The organism is Shouchella oshimensis, from assembly GCF_002019765.1.
Lineage (GTDB): Bacteria > Bacillota > Bacilli > Bacillales > Bacillaceae_D > Shouchella > Shouchella oshimensis.
The window spans coordinates 813,546-835,310 of the sequence record NZ_KV917380.1 but is presented as its reverse complement, the minus strand read 5'-3'; the positions used below and the strand labels follow the sequence as shown (position 1 = coordinate 835,310).

General features: G+C 39.6%; 19 protein-coding genes and 1 riboswitch. Of the genes, 8 read left to right on the top strand and 11 right to left on the bottom strand.

Annotation, left to right across the window (positions count from 1 at the left end):
- Positions 1-71: 71 nt before the first annotated feature.
- The 4 genes from BK583_RS04015 to BK583_RS04000 all read left to right on the top strand — a co-directional run bounded on the left by BK583_RS04015 (position 72) and on the right by BK583_RS04000 (position 3,421).
- On the top strand, positions 72-1,373 hold the full coding sequence (locus BK583_RS04015) for an alpha-glucosidase/alpha-galactosidase (RefSeq protein WP_055736860.1): 1,302 nt from the start codon (positions 72-74) through the stop codon (positions 1,371-1,373).
- Positions 1,374-1,574: 201 nt separating this feature from the next.
- Complete coding sequence (locus BK583_RS04010) at positions 1,575-2,336, top strand: L-2-amino-thiazoline-4-carboxylic acid hydrolase (protein WP_236702429.1); 762 nt, start codon at positions 1,575-1,577, stop codon at positions 2,334-2,336.
- 258 nt (positions 2,337-2,594) lie between these two features.
- Positions 2,595-3,173 carry a sigma-70 family RNA polymerase sigma factor gene (locus BK583_RS04005; RefSeq protein ID WP_055736859.1) on the top strand — a complete coding sequence of 193 codons (579 nt, stop codon included), beginning with the start codon at positions 2,595-2,597 and terminating at the stop codon, positions 3,171-3,173.
- On the top strand, positions 3,170-3,421 hold the full coding sequence (locus BK583_RS04000; RefSeq protein WP_051667631.1) for a hypothetical protein: 252 nt from the start codon (positions 3,170-3,172) through the stop codon (positions 3,419-3,421). Before BK583_RS04005 ends, BK583_RS04000 begins: the two co-directional genes overlap by 4 nt.
- Before the next feature lie 40 nt (positions 3,422-3,461).
- On the opposite strand, the gene BK583_RS03995 is transcribed toward BK583_RS04000, so the two are convergent.
- The 7 genes from BK583_RS03995 to pepT form a co-directional block, all read right to left on the bottom strand.
- Positions 3,462-4,343 carry a carbohydrate ABC transporter permease gene (locus tag BK583_RS03995; protein WP_055736858.1) on the bottom strand — a complete coding sequence of 294 codons (882 nt, stop codon included), beginning with the start codon at positions 4,341-4,343 and terminating at the stop codon, positions 3,462-3,464.
- 15 nt (positions 4,344-4,358) lie between these two features.
- Positions 4,359-5,243: an ABC transporter permease gene (locus tag BK583_RS03990; RefSeq protein WP_139366231.1), complete on the bottom strand. Its 885-nt coding sequence runs from the start codon at positions 5,241-5,243 to the stop codon at positions 4,359-4,361.
- Between the two features lie 77 nt (positions 5,244-5,320).
- Complete coding sequence (locus tag BK583_RS03985) at positions 5,321-6,508, bottom strand: response regulator (RefSeq protein WP_055736856.1); 1,188 nt, start codon at positions 6,506-6,508, stop codon at positions 5,321-5,323.
- A 4-nt stretch (positions 6,509-6,512) separates the two neighbouring features.
- A complete protein-coding gene (locus BK583_RS03980; protein ID WP_055736855.1) occupies positions 6,513-8,234 on the bottom strand; it encodes a cache domain-containing sensor histidine kinase in 1,722 nt (573 codons plus the stop codon).
- A 100-nt stretch (positions 8,235-8,334) separates the two neighbouring features.
- Positions 8,335-10,005, bottom strand: coding sequence for an extracellular solute-binding protein (locus BK583_RS03975; protein ID WP_236702428.1), 1,671 nt, complete (start codon positions 10,003-10,005; stop codon positions 8,335-8,337).
- A 174-nt stretch (positions 10,006-10,179) separates the two neighbouring features.
- A complete protein-coding gene (locus BK583_RS03970) occupies positions 10,180-11,022 on the bottom strand; it encodes a GNAT family N-acetyltransferase (protein WP_055736854.1) in 843 nt (280 codons plus the stop codon).
- A 19-nt stretch (positions 11,023-11,041) separates the two neighbouring features.
- Positions 11,042-12,268, bottom strand: a complete 1,227-nt coding sequence (pepT, locus tag BK583_RS03965) for a peptidase T (RefSeq protein ID WP_055736853.1) — start codon at positions 12,266-12,268, stop codon at positions 11,042-11,044.
- A gap of 159 nt (positions 12,269-12,427) precedes the next feature.
- Between pepT and BK583_RS03960 the strand changes: the two genes are divergently transcribed.
- On the top strand, positions 12,428-13,936 hold the full coding sequence (locus BK583_RS03960) for a Na+/H+ antiporter NhaC family protein (protein ID WP_055736852.1): 1,509 nt from the start codon (positions 12,428-12,430) through the stop codon (positions 13,934-13,936).
- A 208-nt stretch (positions 13,937-14,144) separates the two neighbouring features.
- Here the strand turns inward: BK583_RS03960 and BK583_RS03955 are convergent, their stop codons facing one another.
- From BK583_RS03955 to BK583_RS03945, 3 genes are read right to left on the bottom strand one after another with little or no spacing between them, the layout of a single operon-like run.
- Positions 14,145-15,032, bottom strand: a complete 888-nt coding sequence (locus tag BK583_RS03955) for a carbohydrate ABC transporter permease (RefSeq protein WP_078440033.1) — start codon at positions 15,030-15,032, stop codon at positions 14,145-14,147.
- Positions 15,013-15,894 carry a carbohydrate ABC transporter permease gene (locus BK583_RS03950; protein WP_038483274.1) on the bottom strand — a complete coding sequence of 294 codons (882 nt, stop codon included), beginning with the start codon at positions 15,892-15,894 and terminating at the stop codon, positions 15,013-15,015. Before BK583_RS03950 ends, BK583_RS03955 begins: the two co-directional genes overlap by 20 nt.
- A gap of 59 nt (positions 15,895-15,953) precedes the next feature.
- Positions 15,954-17,231 carry an ABC transporter substrate-binding protein gene (locus BK583_RS03945; RefSeq protein WP_055736851.1) on the bottom strand — a complete coding sequence of 426 codons (1,278 nt, stop codon included), beginning with the start codon at positions 17,229-17,231 and terminating at the stop codon, positions 15,954-15,956.
- Between the two features lie 200 nt (positions 17,232-17,431).
- Here BK583_RS03945 and BK583_RS03940 point away from each other — a divergent pair, with 200 nt between their 5' ends.
- Together BK583_RS03940 and BK583_RS03935 are read left to right on the top strand one after the other, a co-directional pair.
- Entirely contained in the window at positions 17,432-18,328 is an 897-nt protein-coding gene (locus BK583_RS03940) for a helix-turn-helix transcriptional regulator (protein WP_038483280.1), read from the top strand.
- A 186-nt stretch (positions 18,329-18,514) separates the two neighbouring features.
- Positions 18,515-19,576: an acyltransferase family protein gene (locus BK583_RS03935; RefSeq protein WP_055736850.1), complete on the top strand. Its 1,062-nt coding sequence runs from the start codon at positions 18,515-18,517 to the stop codon at positions 19,574-19,576.
- Between the two features lie 38 nt (positions 19,577-19,614).
- Here BK583_RS03935 and tenA read toward each other — a convergent pair whose 3' ends face one another.
- Positions 19,615-20,286, bottom strand: coding sequence for a thiaminase II (tenA, locus tag BK583_RS03930; protein ID WP_055736849.1), 672 nt, complete (start codon positions 20,284-20,286; stop codon positions 19,615-19,617).
- Positions 20,287-20,357: 71 nt separating this feature from the next.
- Positions 20,358-20,461, bottom strand: a riboswitch (TPP riboswitch).
- A gap of 169 nt (positions 20,462-20,630) precedes the next feature.
- Here tenA and BK583_RS03925 point away from each other — a divergent pair.
- Positions 20,631-21,707, top strand: coding sequence for a metallophosphoesterase (locus tag BK583_RS03925; RefSeq protein ID WP_055736848.1), 1,077 nt, complete (start codon positions 20,631-20,633; stop codon positions 21,705-21,707).
- Positions 21,708-21,765 lie beyond the last annotated feature (58 nt).

Below are 21,765 nucleotides of genomic sequence, written 5' to 3'. Positions count from 1 at the left end.
AACAGCAATTTTCTACTACTTTTAAAGTAACAATTACTATACTGTGAATAACAATAGTAGGGGGTTACACTATGAAGAAATTAACATTTATTGGCGCAGGTAGTACCATCTTTGCAAAGAACGTTCTTGGAGACTGTATGCATGTTGAATCTTTACAAGGATTTGAATTTGCTTTATTTGATATTAACCCAGATCGTTTGCAAGAATCCTATTCTCTTCTCACTCAATTAAAAGAAAATTTATCGTCTACTGTAACCATTAAAAAATATGACAACCGCAAAGAAGCCTTACGCGGTGCTAGCTATATTATTAACGCTATACAAGTTGGTGGCTATAAACCGAGTACCGTTATCGACTTTGACATTCCTAAGAAATATGGGCTTCGTCAAACCATTGGCGACACGATTGGCATCGGCGGTTTATTTCGTTCTTTACGAACGATTCCAGTCATGCTTGATATCGCAAAAGATATTGAGGAAGTCGCACCTGACGCATGGTTTCTAAATTATACCAACCCTATGGCTGCGCTTACTGGAACGTTGTCACGCTTTACAAATGTTCAAAATGTCGGTCTATGCCATAGCGTTCAAGTATGTACACGCGACTTATTTAAGCATCTAGACATGGACCATACGGGAATTCAAGAAAAAATTGCCGGTATTAATCACGTGGCTTGGTTACTTGAAGTCACAAAAGACGGTGTTGATCTTTATCCAGAAATTAAAAGACGAGCAAAGGAAAAAAGCAAGGAAAAACATCACGATATGGTGCGTTTTGAACTGATGCAGCGTTTTGGCTATTACGTAACGGAATCATCAGAGCACAATGCTGAATACCATCCATATTTTATAAAATCAGCTTATCCAGAGCTCATTGATCGCTTTAACATTCCTCTAGACGAATATCCAAGACGTTGTGTAAACCAAATCGAAGGCTGGGAGAAGATGAAGCAGTCATTGATGAATGACGGGGATATTACACACAAACGTTCAATTGAATATGGCTCTCGTATTATTGAAGCTATGGAAACAGGTGAAGCATTCTTATTTGGAGGCAATGTTCTAAATAAAGGTGGTCTTATTTCAAACTTGCCCACAAACGCTTGTGTAGAAGTTCAGTGCATAGCCGACCGTTCAGGCGTAACACCGACATTTGTTGGTGATTTACCAGAGCAACTTGCTGCCGTTAACCGTACAAATATTAATACACAGTTACTTACTATTGAAGCAGCGATCACTAAAAAGAAAGACCACATTTATCATGCGGCGATGCTCGACCCACACACATCAGCAGAATTATCTATTGATGATATCGTAGCCCTTTGTGATGATTTAATTGCGGCACATGGAGACTACCTGCCAACGTATTCGTAAGCTCAAAGAAGCTTTTCACGCCATTCGTTATGAACAGGCGTAAAAGCTTCTTTTTTATTTGTTCAAGCTATGGCTCTCTCCTTCTAATAGGACTCACTTTACTGAACAACGATACGAAGTATGATAAACTAGCTGAATAATCACCATCTGTTAAGGTCCATTTTTCAGCTAAAAGACGGAATAAGAAAGGATGAAGCTCTTATGACCTTGAGAAACGATGTACCTGATGTTCCAGTAACAATGGATCAGATCACGTCAAAGTTATATGCTTCACTCGTAAAGGCGGTCCATGAACAATTTGGAGATGAAGGATTAAAAGAAGTCGAGCAAGGGGTTCAAGCCTTACTTGATGAACAATTGAATGATTTAAATCAACGATCTGATCTTTCCTATAAGCAGCTTGACGAACGTGCACGTTATTCTATTCCACATTTAGCCAATGCTTCAGAAGTCAAAGAAACTCAGCGTGCTTATGAACACATTCAAAAAGAGGCAGGAATTGAACCCTATACGATTTACGCTATGATGGCAAAGCTTTTTGCCCATATCGCGAAAGCCGTTGTTGATCGTTTTGGTGAAAGTGGTAGAAAAGCAATTAAAGAAGGCGTTCGACAATTTGGTGAAGCCCGTGGTCGAGATATCGCCAGACGAGCAGCAGCAAAAGGATTGCCCAACACAGCTGAAAACTATTTAACAAATTATGATATGGGTCGTAGTGATTTGTTCGAATTTGAGACCACCTATCATCCCAAAGAAATCGAGCAAACCTTTACGGTTTGCGCCTTCGGAAACCAATGGAAAAAGGACGGAACAGGTGAACACGGCATTCTCTACTGTCAAATGATCGATCCTTCTATTGCAAAGGGCTATAACCCAAACTTCGATGTTATTCATGATCGCTATGTGTTAAAAGAAGGCGACTGCCATTTTCGCTTTCAAATGAAAGAGGATGAATCCGATTAGTCTATATGAACAAAAGCTACTTCAAATAAATTTTTTTATAAAATGAACGACTTAAAGGTCCTTCTTTTTCGCTACTTCTAGTCATTTGAAGTAGTCTTTTTTTTGCCTTCTTTCAATCTCTATCATATTTCCCAATGTACAAGCTCTTGATTAGCGAACAATTGTTCTGTATACTTTTTTTATACGAAAATATGTTCGTGTTTTTATTTTTTCTACGAACGTTCTCTATTATAAAAAGAGGTCAAGGAGGTCATTTATGTGGATGTAGCCCATACAAAGAGAAAACAGTCCGTCCGATTAATGATTGAATTATTCCTAAAAGAGCGTGAGCATCAGCAGCTTTTTTTAACTGCGCAACAATATCCTACTCCAATGAATCAGCTTGCACTTGATGATGCGTTTCGTCGTTTTTTCACACGTATTAAAACGGTTCAATACATTAGTAAACTTATTAAAGGGTATTCAGTTGATTTTGATAAGCGTGTACGAAATCAGCCTTTAACTGTTTCTATAGACGAGAAACAAACGGAAGATGGCTATTCTACTTTTATTGGAATGATTCGCGCTGGTGATGTTCTAGGTGATCTTGAACAGGCATTGGATGAAGAAGGTTCTACTACTGAATTATTTGCAGATAAGCATATTTCTCAAGCATTTTCACAGCTTAATTCCATGCAACAAACCATTTTAATCTATTCTTATTTTTATGGCTATCAAAACAAAGAAATTGCCCTTTTCCTAGATGCATCGGAACAACGAATTTCTTACAACAAGAAACGCGCACTTGAACGGTTAAAAGCAAGCGTTCCAAATAACAACGAGGTGACTATACAATGAGTTTTCAATATGAAAAGATTTTAGAAGATTTTCAACCGAAAATTAAAAAAAGCCTTTACCAAACCGCTCCAGCAAACAGAGAGGATTTGGAACAGGAAATAAAGATGAAAATCTATGAGAAGATGGATGTTATTCAGAATATCGATGCGCCAGGGTTTTACGAGTTTGTTAGCGGTCATGAAGAAGTAGCGGAAACCATTGGTTTATATTTACAACGTCACGAAAAGAAAAAGAAAGAATATAAGTAGAATCGCTCTATTTCAAAAGAACAGCGATTCTACTAAGTCATTATTCTTTAACAGAACCTAACACAATCCCTTTTACAAAGTACTTTTGAAGAAAAGGGTAAACGAGAATAATTGGTAATGCACCAATAAAGATTTGAGCGGAGCGGACCGTTCGTTCTGATAATGCCCGAACTTCGTCAGGGTTCACATTCATTTGCGAATAATCATTTTGTACAATAATTGTTTGCAAAAACGTAGATAAAGGGTATTTAGACGAGTCGGTTAAATAAATAAGCCCATCAAACCATGAATTCCATTGGCCTACCATTGTAAACAGACCTACTGTTGCAAGTGCTGGTAAGGAAATCGGTAGGGAAATACGAAAAAGGATTTTAAAGTGACCGGCACCGTCTATTAAAGCCGCCTCTTCTAACGATTTAGGCACTCCTGTTCGAAAGAAATTCAACAGTAAAATCATATTAAACACATTTACTGCTCCTGGTAGAACAAGTGCCCAAATCGTATTAATCATTCCGAGGTTTTGGATTAAAATATACGTTGGAATTAATCCCCCGTTAAACAACATAATAAAAATAAGTGTATATACATACCACTTTCGACCGCGGAATTCATGATCTTCTTTTGACAATGCATAGGCCGCCAGTGTCACAACCGTTAAGCTAATTAGCGTTCCAAGAACCGTTCGAAAAACACCATTCCAAAGGGCTCTTAAGAAATTTTCATTTCCAAGAGTTTGCTCCCAAGCAGCAAATGTAAAGTCAATCGGAAAGAAACGAACCAAATTTGCATTTGCCGGGGCTGAAGCGCTAAACGATACAGCTAAAATATGAATAAGCGGCAAGATACATAGAATTCCAAGAACAAGAAGAAAGATATTATTACATAATGAAAACAGTTTATACGAACGACTTCGATGATGCATAGCTCCTCCTCCTTTTTAAAAGATGCGATAGTTTGCGTACTTGTAAGCTAAGCGATAACCGGTCACGATCAAAATAAAGGCAATAACCGATTTAAATACACCGACTGCTGTTGCGTAACTGAAATTCCCGCCAAGTAGGCCTTGTCGGTAGACATAGGTGTCAATGATGTCTCCTTTATCGTAAACAAGAGGGTTATATAAATTAAAGATTTGATCGAATCCTGCATTTAAGATATTTCCTAGTGCGAGGGTTGCGACAACAATGGTAATAGGTAGTAAACTTGGGAGCGTAATGTGCAAAACTTGTTGCAAGCGATTCGCTCCATCAACGATTGCAGCCTCATACAAACTGGGATTAATCCCTGCTAATGCTGCTAAAAAAATAATTGCTGAAAACCCGAAGTCTTTCCATACATCTGATACGATAACGGTTACACGAAACCAATCACTATCTCCTAAAAAGAAAATTGGATTTATACCGAAGAAGCCAATAAATTGATTAATTAAGCCACCATCCACCGATAACAGATCAAGTAAAATACCGCCTAAAATAACCCATGACAAAAAATGGGGCAAGTAGACTAACGTTTGGATAGAGCGCTTGTAAGCAATAATTCGAACTTCATTCAATAGTAAAGCAAACACGATTGGCACAATAAGCTGAAAGATTATTTTAAAGGTGGAAATGACAAGTGTATTCCAAATCACTTGCCTACCTTCTTGAAATTCAAAAATGCGGGTAAACTGATCAAACCCAACCCATTCTGATCCTAGAAAGCCTTCCCATGGCTTAAAGTTTTGAAATGCCATTATAATACCTGCTAAAGGAATATAGTTAAATACAAGTGCAAAGAGAATCGCTGGTAGCACAAGCACGTGTAGTGGCCAATTACGCTTCATATTCCAAGGCTGCTTTTTCTTTTTCACAAGAGGCTGTATCGTCTCATTTTTTAGTTGAGCCACGCTTCTTTCCCTCCTTAGCGCTGCCTAAATTCATGGGGCGTCTGCTTAAATTCTTTTTTGAATACGCGTATAAAATAAGATGCATGCTGGTACCCTAATTCTTCTGATATTAGACTCACCTTCATATTCGTTTCTGTTAATAACGTAACTGCGCGATTCATCCGCAAGCGGTGAGTATAATCTGTTACTGTTTCCCCGGTCTCTTCTTTAAAACGCTTTGATACATAGGATGGATTTAAATACAAGTTCGTTGCTATGTCCTGTAACGATGGCTGCTTCATAAACGAAGCATCAATAAATTCCTTCACTCTCTTTGCTAACGAATCTTGTTGGATTTCTTTGTTGGTTGAATCCATTAGTGGTTTATGAAGATACCGTTTTGCCTGTTTCCAAAAGATTAATGGCTCTCCCACTTTAATGGTCACTCCATAAAAAAGATCTTTTTTTAATGCTTTTCGCAATCGAATCGCACGATCGTGAACATCTTTTTCTACTACTAGCGGATCGTTATGATGTACAGGATAAAGAAGATACGAGACCGTATTTAAAGCGATATGCTTTTCGAGTAGCACATAAGCTTCTGCAAGTTCTTCATCAACCATTAGCTTCCATCCATGGCTTACATTCTTACTATCATCAACACGAACAGTAATCGGAATGGTACGAATATCACGATGGTGAGCAATGCCGTAATGCAGAAGCTCTGCTTTCAGCGTTTCCTCCCCCTTTTCTCCCCTGATCCATGGTTGAAAGACAGAGTCCGCTAAAAAACTTACGTTCTTTTTTATTGCAGCAACTGTTTGCTCTTGCATATACCGTTCCTTTTTCTCTTCACTCTTTTTAACTAATGCTCGTTCAACAGCATGAAGTAGCTCTTCATCCCTAACTGGTTTTACTAAATAATCCACTGCTTGGGCCTTTATGGCAGCTTGCGCGTAGGTAAAATCTGAATAGCCAGAAAGCAGAATACATTTAGGTTGTATAGAAAAATCGGTTACATCCTGTAATAACTCAAGACCTGACCTGCCTGGCATACGGATATCAGTTACCATAACGTCTATAGGAAACGCCTCTAAGATTTCATGGGCTTTTCGAACGGAGTGTGCACAGTGAACCTGGCTAATCATAAGTTGACGCCATGGTAAGCTTGCTAATCCTTGTAAGGTCGCGTCTTCATCATCCACAACTAATAGCTGGTACATACCATCACTCCCCTTTTTGATCAGCTTTGTCCCCTTTACATAAAAGAGTAACGTTTAAACCTCCAAGCTTAGAATAGTTAACAACTACGCCTGATTTTGCACCAAAACGATTGCGCATACGTTGATGGACATTTCGTAATCCATAATGATTGGTTGCCTCTTCTTGAGATTCTAGTAGCTTATGGATTCTCGTTACTGTTTCGGCTGAAACAGCTTGGCCATTATCGTCAACGCTTATTTGCCAGCCCTCTTCTAAAACCACTCCATCTATTCGAATCTCTGCCCTTTCTTCTACGTCAGCTATCCCATGAACGATGGCATTCTCCACAATAGGTTGAATAAGTAGTGGCGGAATAGGTTGCTTTAAAAGTTCGTCTGGTAGATTCATTGAATAACTTAAATCACGCTTTCGCAAAGAATGAATAGCTAAAAAATTGTTTACTAACTTCAATTCTTCTTCCACAGTCGTTTCTTCCTTTTCTACCTCTGTTCGATAGCGGAAATAGTCACCTAAATGAAGAGCCATTGCTTCGACAGCATCTGTATTGTTAATTTTCGCCATGTTCTTAATATAGAAGAGGCAATTATATAAAAAGTGTGGATCGATTTGCGCTTGCAGCAATTTTAATGTTGCTTGCTGAGAACGAATTTTCTCTTCATACACTTCTTCTATTAACGTTTGAATTTGATCTGCCATATCATTAAACCCACTCATTGCAATAGCAAATTCCTTTTGGTCTGGAACCGCCATCCGCGTATAGTAGTGCCCTCTTTTAAAATGGAGAATGGCATCCTTTAATGTTCCAATAGGCTGCAATAGTTGCGTATTTAATAACCAAGCTGCAGCGACACCTAGAAGAAGTAACACAAGTCCAGTTGCATAAAACCATGTTCGTGTTGTCGCAATAGGACTTAACACATCTTCTAGTGGAACCAAATCGACGAGAACCCAATCTAAACTCGTAGAGGAAATATAAGATAATGTGTAATCATCTTGACCTAATGTAAACCGTTCCGTTCCTCTCTCTTCGTTATTTAATTGGAGTGAAAAATTGTAATCCAGTGGAAACTCGTGATTGGTGCCTACTGGTTTAATTAATTCGTGATGTGGATGATACAAAAAAGAATAGCCATCATTTGCTAGAGCTAAATCATTTAAATGATGCTGAAAAGCTTCAATGTAAATCCTTGCCTCAACAATAACAGCTTGATTCTCATTATGATGCGTGATCGAGTCTTTTACGTGCTGAACAAAATAAGGTCGATCCGAATCATTTCCTTTTCCGTCTGCAATATAAGTCCAAGAAGGAGATAGAGTCTCTGGTCGTTCTGGGGATTTCATCATGGTGGATAATTGTCTTTCTCCATCTGGAAAGAAGATCGTCACATCCACTAAAAAGGTACTAAGCTGCTGGTAAAGCAATAGCTTCTCCTGAATGTCCCCCTGAAGCTCTATTGAATCGTACGGACTAAGTAGATCAATATTTCTGAGTCGATTTGTATCTGAATCAATGCTCAACGCTACAAGAAATTGCGACACTTGCCAAAGATCCGCTTCCAGTCGATTCATTGAGACATCAAGTCGATTCATATTACGCGTATCAATTTCTTCCCGGACGACTCTTTCACTAACTATGTTTGAATACGTATAGACAATGACAACAGGTACAAGCAATAACATAATGCTTACGACCATCTTGTAAAATAAACTTTTTTGTTTGAACATAACGCTCCCCCCTAAGCGTTATTGTAAAGTATAAATAACGAGCTGGTACGATGGTTCAGAGAAAAAGACAGCGTTTTCTTTTCACGCTGCCCTTTTTTGCTCATTCACTGGCATTTACAACGTCAAACCACTCATTTACTTCTTTCATAACATCGTCGCCACCTTGACTTTTCCATTGATCAACAAGATGATCAAATTCATCAATTGGTATTTCATCATAAATTATTTTATTAAAGCCTTCGCTTAATAGCGTATCAAGTGCATCACCCCGGCTAACCATTGTTTCTGTCGGTCGACCTGTAAACATACTTGGAATTTGCGCATCCGCACTATCAACAACAATGCGTGCACCCTCCCATGCTTGTTCCGGGTATTGAAGGTAAACTTTGCGCTCAAACGGGGTTTGTGGCTCTTCTCCTCTTGCAAAATCCGCAAGCGCGTTAATGTAAAGACTTGGGATTCGCGCACCATCAAATGTAAGTGTATATTTTACCGGATCGATCCGCCCACCTGGGATGTCATCTTCCCCATATTTCACATCATTACCTTCGAAGACATAGTCGTATCCTTCAGCAAATCCATATTCAAACTCGCTTCCTTCGTCTGGATTGGCGAAGTTCTCAAATAAATAGTTTTGATAGACAAAAAATGCTTGAATCTCATCTTCTGTCGCATTTTCATTAAACATCACCGCCCCATTTTGCGATGTAATTCCTGTTGAACGGCCTTTTTGTCCATTTGGTCCAGTTGGAATATCATACGCTTTATACTCCGCACCTTCTACATTTTCCAACACTTCCGCTAATGGCCAATCTGGCATCCAATGTGGACCTGCAATGATTCCAGCACGACCAGCCGTAAACAATTCTGCAGCCTTACCTTCGTCCCATAAACCAGATTCTGGGTGAAGGTAGCCTTCATCCATCCACTGTTTTAGCGTCTCTAAACCATCTTTTATTTCTGGCTGGATATCTCCGTTTACGAGGCTGCCATCTTCAGCAAGGTTATACTGATTTGGCATCCCACCATGTGCACCAAAAACCCAGTCTACCGTTGACATCCACGTGTTTAATTGGTTGGTAAAGCCTGCAGCAAGCCCGTATACTTTTTCCCCGGTTCCAGTAGGGTCACCATTCACAAATGCATCCATGATTTCTTCGATGTCCTCCAACGTTTCAGGAGCGTCAAGACCTAGATTGTCCATCCAATCTTGTCGAATGAACAGAACGGTATCACCATTCATTTCATAATCTAGTATGGGAATGGCAAATCGCCCTTCTTCTCGCGTATAGGGGTCCCATGCATGTGGATCAGCTGCCATTGCCTCTTTCCACGTATCGGATGCATATTTATCAAACAATTCTCCGACCTCTTTTACCCGTCCAGAATCAATTAAATCCTGTGTCAGAGGACTTCTTAACGCTAAAATAGACGGTAATGGTTGATTTGAAGACATCTCTAGTTGAAGCTTCGTTTCAAATGTCTCACCAGGTCCACTAGTAGTCCACATATAGTTTAAATCAATGTTAAACGTGTCTTTTACCCATTCTGTATGAACATTATTTTCAATTGTTTCACCGTCTCGAAAAAATATATCACCTGAGACATGTTTAATTAAGTCTAACCTTACAGGCTCTTCAAATCGCTCTGGCAATTCATCAGCAGATGCTACAGCTTCCACCGTGCTCTCTCGGTCGTTAGACGTATTGCTACAAGCTGCAAGCGCTATCACAGCAACACTGGTCATTAAAATTGATCCATATCTTTTCACTTCTTGCTCCCCCTTACCTTTTTGTGTAATTAGGCTTCTTCCTACCCTTTTTTGAAAGCCCTTTCATTTTACTATATCGCTTCTATTACACTTTTAAAATAATACTTCTTTTAGATTTATAACACTCTGTTGTCATCCTTTACAGCAACTTTTGTTCACAACAAAAAAAGGCCATTAATCGACCTTTTTCACTTCCATTACAACGGAATCACTAACTGGCTCAAACCCAATTTCTTGGTAAATATGATTAGAAGTAGGGTTACCTAAGTCTGTATACAGTAACACAACGGAAAACCCATCTTTTATACACTGATGGCATAAAGCAGTGACGCAACTGGTAGCGTATCCTTTTTTACGAAACGGTCTTGGTGTGTATACTAAATTAATTGTCACACTTTGACCCATTTTTCTCGTAGCATTTGCCATCGCTACAGGAATGCCATCCACTTCTAATAGATATAAACCACCTTTATCCAGCTGCTGTCGTGCGGTTTTTTCAGCTTCCTTTACCGTAATGCGCTTCTCTGATAGATTCGCTTCATCGTCAAATTCTTGAATCCATTTTGCAACAAATGGAAGATCTTCTCGATTCATCTTTCGAATCGTTCCGCTAGTTAAAGGAATTAAAGATGCATGATTTAATTGATACAATCGCTGTTTCATTACCGTCAGCACAGAACTTGATCTCACTTTAGCTAGTAGGTGAACCAGTCGCAGGACCGGTTCCTTGACACCGATAAAGCGAGTAATGGGTCGATCCTTTAGCGCTTGAACGAGCATATTCATTGTGGAAGCTGATGGTTGGCGCGTTTTAAAAGCTAAGACGGCTTGGTTCGGTATTGTCTGCAAGCAAAACACATCATTTTCAGCTCTACACATAAACAATGGAAGGTTGTTCCCTCTTATTGTTTGTTGTAATAAACCTAAGAATAAACTATTTTCGGCGCTGTTCTCCTTTAACGCTCTTACAATTTCGTTGTAAAAAACGTCACTGTCTCTATACAGATGAACCTTCACCTCACCGCCTCCTTTCTGTCTACGCTCTCTGTTCTACCATTTGAGCAATGTTCACAATGACTTGGACTGCTTTTTCCATATCGTCAACGGATATATATTCATAACGCCCGTGATAATTTTGTCCTCCAGTGAATATATTTGGCGTTGGTAATCCTTTATAAGACAGCTGGGAGCCATCGGTACCACCACGTATTGGTCCAACAATTGGGTCAATGTCGCATGCTTTCATAGCATCTAATGCTACATCAACAATCTCTGGATTAGGCTCGATCTTCTCTCTCATATTGTAATATTGGTCCCGAATTTCAAGTGTGACATTGTGATCACCGTGTTTTCCTTGCATCTGCCTTACAACAGATTCCATTTTTGCTTTTCGATTAGCGAATGCTTTACGGTCAAAATCACGAATGATGTAATGCAATTCCGCATAATCCGTATCACCCTTCATTGATAGAAGATGATAAAAACCCTCGTAGCCTTCCGTAAATTCAGGCGCCTCATCTGCAGGCAATTGATCATTAAATTCCATGGCACGCTTCATGGCATTAACCATTTTATTCTTTGCTGTGCCTGGATGGGTGCTCACACCTTGAAAACAAACCTTCGCTGCTGCCGCATTAAAGCTCTCATATTGAAATTCACCTAGCGGTCCCCCATCTAACGTGTAGGCAAAATCAGCGTTAAAAGCTTCAACATCGAAGTGATGTGGCCCTCTTCCAATTTCTTCATCTGGTGTAAACGCCACTCGAATCTTGCCGTGCTTAATAGAGGGGTTGTCGATTAAATACGCCATTGCTGTAACGATTTCAGCAATACCAGCTTTATCGTCTGCGCCAAGCAACGTCGTTCCATCTGTTGTCATGAGCGTGTGACCAACGTAGTTTGCTAATTCTGGGAATTGTTTTGGCGACAGCGTAATCGTTTCGTTGAGCTGAATGTCGCCTCCACTGTAGTTCTCATGCACTTGTGGTTGTACACCTTCACCTGTAAAGTCTGTCGCTGTATCCGTATGTGCTAAAAATCCAATTGTCGGAGTTGATTTGTCGCTAGTTGCTTCAAGTGTCGCCATTACATACCCATTCTCATCCATACTCACGTCGGTCATACCAATCTGTTCTAACTCTTCTACCAGTAACTGCCCGAGCTCAAGCTGCCCCTTCGTTGTTGGCACCTCATGACTTGCTTCTGATGACTGCGTATTTATTTTTGCATAGCGCATTAAGCGTTCAATAAGTTGTTGTTTCAATGAGCTAACCTCTTTTCCAATTGTATTAGCTTTAGTATAGCGATCTTTTTTTACAATGCACAGAAAAAAATGATCGCGCCATTTGATAAACTATGATATATTCATATCTATGCATATTTATTAAATTATTCAATTTACAGAAAGTGTAGGAGGATACGAATGGAACACATGGGCTTCATCTCGCTCATTCCCCCGCTTATAGCGATAGGATTAGCGATTACAACTAAGAACGTACTCGTTTCTCTGTTTACCGGATTGTTTGCTGGCGTTCTTTTACTTACTAGCGGCAACCCAATAACAGCGACTACAGAAACAATAGGTGAATATTTATTCCCTCAATTAACAGATAGCTACAATGCTGCCGTCCTTGTTCTACTCTTATTTATCGGTGGATTTGTTGGATTGATTGAGAAATCAGGTGGATCAGCCGCGTTAGCAAAGCGAGTTGTCCGCTTTTTAGATACAAAGGCTAAAACACAGATGGCAGCTTATGTCGGAGGTTTAACGATCTTCTTTTCTGATTTAGGCTCTCCTTTAATTGTTGGTCCCATCTTTGAGAAGATTTTTGATAAAGCAAAATTATCTCGAGAAAAATTAGCGTGGATTATTGATTCTACCGCTTCCCCACTTGCCGTTATGATTCCTTTTATCGGCTGGGGTGTTTACATCATGGGGTTAATTCGTCAAGAGTTTGATAACATTGGTTCGGACATGTCTGAATTTACCGCTTTTCTTCAGGCCATTCCGTTTCAGCTTTACCCGATCTTAGCTGTCGCGATTGTTCCGTTTATCGCTTTAACCAAATTAGATTTTGGCCCAATGGCACGAGCAGAACAACGTGTTGAAAAAACTGGTGAATTGTACTGGAAGACCTCTCGTCCCCTTCGTTACAGTGAGCCAGTTGATGAGAACCAAAAAAGTTATGCAGTGTTGATTTGGTTGCCATTATTAACACTCTTCGTTACATTATTTGGCCTTTTGCTAACCCATGGCTTTCCATTTGAACCTGTTGCCGGCGGTGATTTTCGGGTTGCTTTAAGTACGGCTTACTTGTTTGCTAGTATTGTTCTTATTGGCTTAATGGTTCTATTAAAAGTAAAACGGTTCTCTGAAGCATTTGAGCTTTATTCAAAAGGAATGCAGAAGATGGTTTTTGTATTAGCAACACTTGTATTAGCTTGGGCATTAGGAACCGTTATGAGTGAAATGGGGACGGCAAACTATGTGATAGAGTTATTACAAGACAGTGTTCCTGGTTACCTTGTTCCTGCAATTCTCTTCCTTGTGGCAGTCTGTATCTCGTTGGCAACTGCAACGTCATGGGGAACATTTGCGATTATGATGCCGTTTGCGATACCGATGGCTTTTGGACTGGATGCCCATCTCGCGATTTGTATCGGAGCGGTTCTCTCAGGAGGCATATTCGGAGATCATTGTTCACCTATTTCTGATACAACCATTCTTTCATCTACTGGTGCAGGTTGCGATAATGTCGATCACGTTAAAACGCAATTCCCGTATGCTTTGTTAAATGGTTTCATTGCATTTATCGTCTTTATTTTTGCTGGTATTACAGGAAGCTCACTCGTCTTTTTAGCTGCATTAGCTTTCATGATGATAGCCGTCTTCCTCATAGGAAAACGAAAACCAAAACATGCTCAAATCTAAAAAGACAGTTGCTATTTCAAAAGTGATCATAGCTGTTACCGATGTAATCCGTACCCGATCAACCGTTATGTTCATGAAGATGACTGCGCACGCAATTAATTGAGGTGAAACCATGACCACATCGTCCCTTTTGTTTAGGGATGGTGTGGCTCTTTTTATGATCGTAAAAAAAGCTTATTGACCTTTTTTCGTCAATAAGCCCTCGTAATTAACCCTTTACACCTGTTAATGCAATTCCTTCGATAATTTGCCGTTGTGCGAAGAAATAAACAATCAATACAGGAACAACAGATATTGTAGCGCCTGCCATTAGTAAAGGCCATTGTGTAACATACAATCCTTTGAACATGGCCAGTAAAAGGGGAACCGTGAACAACTCAGTACTACTTAGAAAAGTAAGGGGCTGGATAAAGTTATTCCAGATGCCGATAAACGAAAAGATTCCAAATGCTGCTAAAGCAGGTTTTATTAGCGGCAACATAATCCGCAAATAGATAAAAGCAGGGTTGGCACCATCCATTACTGCTGCCTCTTCCATTTCTTTTGGAATCCCAAGCATAAATTGTCTAAGTAAGAAAACGCCAAATGCATTAAAAAGTGCATTAGGAACAATAATGGATAAATGGGTATTTACCCATTGAAGCTGATCTAATATGAGATAAAGCGGAATAAGCGTTACTTGCATAGGCACCATCATCGTTGCTAAAAAGGCAATGAACAACACTTTGGAACCTGGAAACTTTAATTTGGCAAAAGCATAAGCTGCCATCGAGCACGTAATAATCTGACTAAGCACTACAATAGTTGAGATATAGAAGCTATTCCAGTATGCTCGCCCAAACGGCATTGCATTTAGGGAATCAACAAAATTACTCCACATAATAGGATCTGGAATAATAGTGGGGGGAATGGAAAACATTTGCTCAAACGACTTTAAACTGCTCAATCCCATCCAAATAAACGGTCCTGCCATAACAATAGAACCTAAAATGAGTGCAAGATGAAGCAAAACCGTAGAGGGTTTCACTCTTCGCTTCACTGCTGGTTGAACAGGAGGTTGTAATTGGCGCTGTGCGTTATCTGCCGTTGTCTTCATAGTGCACCCACTTTCTTGAAACCGTAAACTGGATTAAAGTAAAGATTAAAATAATGACAAATAATATCATTGCCGCAGACGTACTCGTACCGAACGAACTTCGCGTAAAGGCTTCATCAAAAATATGAAGCACGAGTGTATAACTGGCGTTTCCTGGTCCTCCTTGTGTCATTACGTATGCTTGGTCAAACACTTGGAATGAACCGATTACTGTCATAATCGCAACAAAGAACGTTGTTGGAGATAATAATGGCATCGTAATGTTTCTAAATTTCTGCCAAGCGGAAGCGCCATCAATCTCGGCCGCCTCATAATAACTTCTTGAAATTCCTTGAAGTCCAGCTAAGAAAATAACCATATTCGTTCCAAGTCCCCACCAAATACTTAGCATTGCGATTGATGGAAGAACAAAACGTCGATCTGTTAACCAATTTGGTCCATCAATACCAACAGACGCAAGCACTTGATTAATCAATCCAAAATCACCGTTTAACAACCACATCCAAATGACGGCGATAGAAACTGAGCTTGTGACGACAGGCATAAAAAAGAACATTCGATAAAAATCTTTTCCTTTTACTTTATTAAGGGCTAAAGCAGAAAGAAGTGCAGCAGCTATCCCTCCAGGTATGACAATGAGAGAGTAGATCGTTGTATTTCGTAACGCCGCTCTAAAATTAGTATCTTGAAATTGTGTAATGTAATTTTCAAGTCCTACAAAGGTTCGTTCTCCAAACCCGTCCCAATGCATAAAGCTTATACCAAAAGCGAATAGTAGCGGTAATAAAGAAAAGAGAATCATTCCAATCATCTGTGGTGCAATAAACGCGTACCCCCACCACTTCTCACGTTTTGTAAACAAAACAACCCCTCCTTTGAGAAAGAGGAGGAGACAAGCTCCCCCTATCCATGTTTCTCTATTTATTCAACCGCTGCTTTTGCTTTTGCTGTTGCTTGCTCTAACGCATCCCCTGCATCAATATCGCCAAGCATCATTAATTCATATATATCTTCTAAATCTTCACTTAACCCTGGAGATGTAAATTCAAGACCAATGACTCGCCCCACACTACGAGCATCTAGCAAATATTGACCATGTTCCGGACGATCCTGGTTTAAGACAATTTCATCAATACCAACAACCGAAGGAACCGCATTCCCTTCCCCATCCAAACGTACTTCCTGTCCATCTGTGGATGTGTAGTAGGAGATGAATTTCATTGCTTCTTCTACGTGATCTGATTTTGAGTTTACCGCCATATAGGCAGTAGCAATATTTGCTGTTTCAATTTGTTCATCTGTATTAGAAGGAAATGGAATGTAGTCAAAATCAATACTTGTGTCTAAAAACATTGGCGTTAACCAACGACCAGCTGAAACGAATCCAACTTGGTTAGACATAAACATCGCTTCAATTCCTTGACCTTCAGGCATCGTTCCTGCATAAGTAAAGTTCCCCTCATCTATCATTCGATCAACATATTCAAATGCTTCCATCGTTTTTCCATCAGTGTCTCCAACAATAGCATCCTCAGTCGCAAACTCCCCGCCATTTGTCCAAATCCAGTTTAGCATCGCCCCATGACCACTTTCTTGCATGTACCCATGATTACCAGATTCATTTAATTGACCCGTGATGTCTTCAAATGTGTCCCAATTCCATTCACCGTTCTCATATAATTCTTGAGGAGACGGAATATTGTTCTCTTCTAATAATGCTTTGTTGTAGTACATGAGAATAGGGTTACAATCAACTGGTAATCCATAAACAATGCCATCGTTTCTTGAAGCACCCCAGATATCTTCAGTAAATTCATCTTCCGTAACGTATGAATCTCCACTTTCTAAAAAATCTGATAATGGTTCAATTGTGCCATTTGACATAAGAGTAGAAATATTCTCGGCACCGACATAAAACACATCTGGTGCTTGACCGCCTTGTAAACGAGTTGTTAACGTTTGGAAATAATTATCGTTTGGTAAGCCTGTTAACGTCACTTGAACGTCATCCTGCATTTCATTAAACGCCTCTACCGCCCGGTTGTATACATCCAGTTCAGCAGGATTGCCCCATGCAGAAAACGATAACTCAACAACATCTCCGTTAGTTCCGGTAGATGAGTCTGACCCTGATCCACACGCAGCCAATGTCGTGATAGCTAATGCAGAAACGAAACCAACGCCAAAAACTTTTTTCATTTTTTTCACTCCCCCGATTGATTGAAAACGTTTACAAGTTGTACTATTAAAAAAATGACGAAAACGATTACGTTGCGTTTAAAAAAGGTTCATATCATTATTATAGAACAGATTCCACTTTTCGTTGTCTGTAAAATTTTTTATGACAAGGGTAATTTTTTGCGGTCTATACCATGATTCCATTCTAGGAGGATTTTCTTATGACTGATCACTCAGCCTTTATTAGAGGTACACACTCATTCACGTTTCAGTTCTTACCTGAAACCGGTTTACTCAGTTTATGGAATATTGGGTGGGAAGTACGATCAGATCCTTCTTATTATTGGGATGGGCAAGCAAGAAATGTAGATCATAATACACTAATCTTTCAATATACCATTGCAGGTTCAGGTAAGTTAGAAATTGATGGTCGAACCTTTACAGTTCATCAGCATGAGGCCTTTATCATTGCTGTTCCTGGTGATCATCGTTACTATTACCCTGAAGATGGGAAAGAGCCGTGGGAATTTATTTACATTGCGTTGCAAGGCCCGACAGTCGAAGATATTTGGTCACGTCTCATTCAAGAAACGGGGCCAGTTGTCCCACTTTCACCAGATAGCTATTTAATTCGCTCGTTGTTCTCTATATATGCGGAAACAAAAGCCGACCGACTTCGGGACCCTTACCTAGCGGCAGCCCAAGGCTATCAATTTTTACTTGAATGCTTTCGAACGCTGCACTCTCATACGCCAAAAGGGGATTCCTATTATTATCAGCAAGCCTACTCCTATATCGAATCCAATTTTCACAAACAGATTTCTTTAGATGATGTAGCTGAACAGATTGGGTTATCACGCTATAGTTTGACACGATTGTTTAAAAAGCAAACCGGGGCAACACCAATGGAATTTGTTCGCGAACTCCGAATTCGGAAAGCCTGTTCTATGTTAATACACACGAACCGTCCCATTAAAGATATTTCTTTCGAGGTGGGCTTTCTCGATGTAAATTATTTTCATAAAGTTTTCCGACGTTACACTGGATCCAGCGCAAGTTTTTTTCGCAAAAAAGGCGATTTCTCACAGATTTATTTACGAAAAACGAAACATGAGTAACATGACAAATGTAACAATACGATATCTTTTTTCGTAATACTATTCAAAAATAACCGCAAAGCTTCCGCAATAAACCGCACTCCCTTAAAGGTATGTGTAAAGTTGCGTTTATCCCTTCTCATCTGTTCGTTCTTACGTATACTAACTTGTACAAGAACATGAACAGAGAGAAGGCGGTGAACAAAAGTGGAAAAACGAATTCATTGGATTGATGCAGCGAAAGGACTCGGTATTATTCTCGTTATTATGAGTCATGCACCGATGAATCCAGAGCTCCGCGCCTTTTTATTTGCTTTTCATATGCCCTTATTCTTCTATTTATCTGGCGTGGTATTCAAGCCTAGTCGCCAAGCACCACTTACTTTTGTTAAAAAGAAAGCGCGCGGACTACTGCTACCCTATTTTATCTTTTCAGCCATAACCTATTTGACTTGGTTTGTCCTTTTTCGTCACCTCCCATTTACACCTGGCGAGAATGTTGATCCAATCCACCCTTTTACCGGGATCTTTTTATCGACACCAGAGAACTATCAATTAACTTATAATCCTGCAATTTGGTTCTTAACTTGCTTATTTTTAGTTGAACTCTTATTCTTTTTCTATTATCGTTTGAGCCGAGGAAAATGGATCGGACTATTTTTGCTGACGACTGCTGTATTAGGTTATGGTTCAACCTTTTTGCAATTTGCCCTCCCTTGGAACGGATTTGTTGCTCTTACTGCCGTTGTTTTTTATGGACTTGGATTTTTAACAAAAACATTCTGGAAAACGTACTCTTGGAAAATCGTTGCTCCTATAGCAGTCAGTTTCTTTAGCATCATGTACATTATTCAATCGTTTAATGAACGCATTGATATGCGTGGGAATATTTTAGGAGAAGCGTACTTGTTTTATCCAGCAGCTATCTTAGGCATGATTGCTTTTCTCATGTTGATTCAAAAACTTCAACATACAAAAGGGTTGCTCTATTTAGGCTCAAATTCCATTATTGTATTGCTCGTTCATATGCCCGTTTTGAATTTGGTAAAAGCCATGATGCACTATGGATTTGGGGTCAATCTTGATACGGCTAATACGCTTCCTTGGACCCTTCTATTCACTGGCTTAACGCTTTTATTAACAATACCGTTTATCGTCTTTTTCAACAAACATCCATGGTTCCTAGGTAAGAAAGAGATGAATAAGAAGACAAAAATGAGAACCCCTCAAGTCTCATTTCGAGAGAAAAGCTACCCTAAAAGTATCTAAGAAAACCCCGTTACGAATAGATCGTAACGGGGTTCTTTTTACGCTACTGGCCAACTTTCTTGTTTATATGCCATATCCCAAAACATATATTCGTAACGGCTTGTATTTATGAAAATCGCTTCTAAACGATCAAGCTCTTCAGCTGATTTTGATTCAGCAAGCTGGTCAAGAGTAGCAATTAACCAGTCGGCAATGGATCCAAAATCCTCTGATGAATACATTCTTACCCATTCTCCATAGTACTCATGATCCAGTGCCCCTGGTAAAGCTGCAAGGGCTTTTCCAATTTCATAATAACTCCAAGCACACGGTAAGATTGATGCAATTAATTCAGCCAGAGACCCTTTTTGTGCTTCTGCTAGCATTGCACTACTGTAAGCTAACGTAACTGGCCCTGGTACAGTTGCTTCTAATTCCTCTCGACTTACACCCAGTCGTTCAGCGTATGTACGATGAAGCTCCATCTCTGTATTTAATGTTTCCTCAAGAGCTGTAGCAAAGCCAGACATTGTTTTTAAATCAGGGGCAAGTACTGCTCCCATTGCCATCACTTTCGAGTACTCAATTAAATACTTATAGTCTTGCTTCATATAATACTTGAACGATTCTTTTGGTAATGTACCATTACCAATGCCTTGAACAAACGGATGGTCATGACTCGCTTTCCAAATGGCATCTGCACGTAAACGAATACGCTGTGTAAATGACATACAATCACTCCTTAGTTAAAAATAAAAAACCACTTTCTGAATAAGGAAAGTGGGTACACGTCATCTTAATAACTGATTCGTATACACTTCCCTCCGCTAGTCCAAACTAGATCAGGTTATAAGGGTTAAGGTTCATTACCTCTCTCAGCCGTTTATGGCACCCCTAGTGATTTTAACTTACTCGTTTCATCTTAGAACATCAAGAAGGTTTGTGCAAGACAGGTCCTTGCACATCCCCACACTCCTTTCCATTCTTTCTACTACGTGATTGACTTTAAATTGTTGCTTTTGCAGTGTTCATGCTATGCTTTTGATAATTCTAGATGCAAGGAGTATCGCCCATCATGATGTACGTTTACTTTTTTCTTTTTTTATGTCTCTACGGCCTTGCTTGTTACTACGTAGCCTTTAACGGGTATCGATGGCTTAAAAGGAGTTTTGGTTTCGGTTACAGGAGATCTTATACGATAATCATTGTCTTTTTATCTGTTGCATTCATCGCCTCATTTATTGTTTCATCAAGGCTATTGGAACTTATAGGAGGCTACTGGCTCACTATTGTTGGGTACAGCTTACTCCTTCTTCCTCTCGTGAACCTGATCTATTTTCTATCTGGAAGAAAGCCTCTTATTCATCTGCTTTCTGGTTATATCCTATCGTTTTGCTTTTTGTGCATTCTTATTATTGGTTCCTTTAACGCTTGGTCACCAACAATTCGCCACTATGATGTTTCACTTACAGAGGAACCGACTCAAGAAATTCGTTTTTTACTTGGTGCGGACTTTCATTTTGGCACTGTTATCGGCATGAACCATTTTGAACGCTTCCTTCAACTTGTTGAACAAGAATCCCCTGATGCCATTTTTCTTGCTGGAGATATTATTGATGACAACATGGACGCTTTTATTGAAGAACAAATTGCCGATGGTTTTTTACAACTTGATGCACCACTCGGTGTCTATGCGGTCCCAGGGAATCATGATTATTACGGGGGTGACCTTTCTTTACTAACACAAGAGCTTCGTTCTAACGGAGTTACTGTCTTGTTAGATGAACACATACATGTAGATGGACTTTTCACCGTCATTGGACGTAAAGATGAAACTGATTTTGACCGAAAGAGTATAGCAGAACTAATGGAACACGCGAACGAACAGCTTCCAATTATTATGATGGATCACCAGCCACACGAAACGGTTGAAGCTGCTACTTACAATGTGGATATGATTTTTTCTGGTCATACACACCGTGGACAACTCTTTCCTGGAAATTTACTTACTCAAGCAATCTATGAGAATGATTGGGGATACAAACAAATCGATCAACTCCACTCTTTTACAACGTCTGGATTTGGGTTTTGGGGTCCTGCCCTTAGAATTGGTAGTCGCTCTGAAATCATTATGATAACCGTAAAACTTTAAGAATTGGCTTCTTTGTACTGCATAAAAATAGACAACCTGCCTCTAATCCTTCATAGAA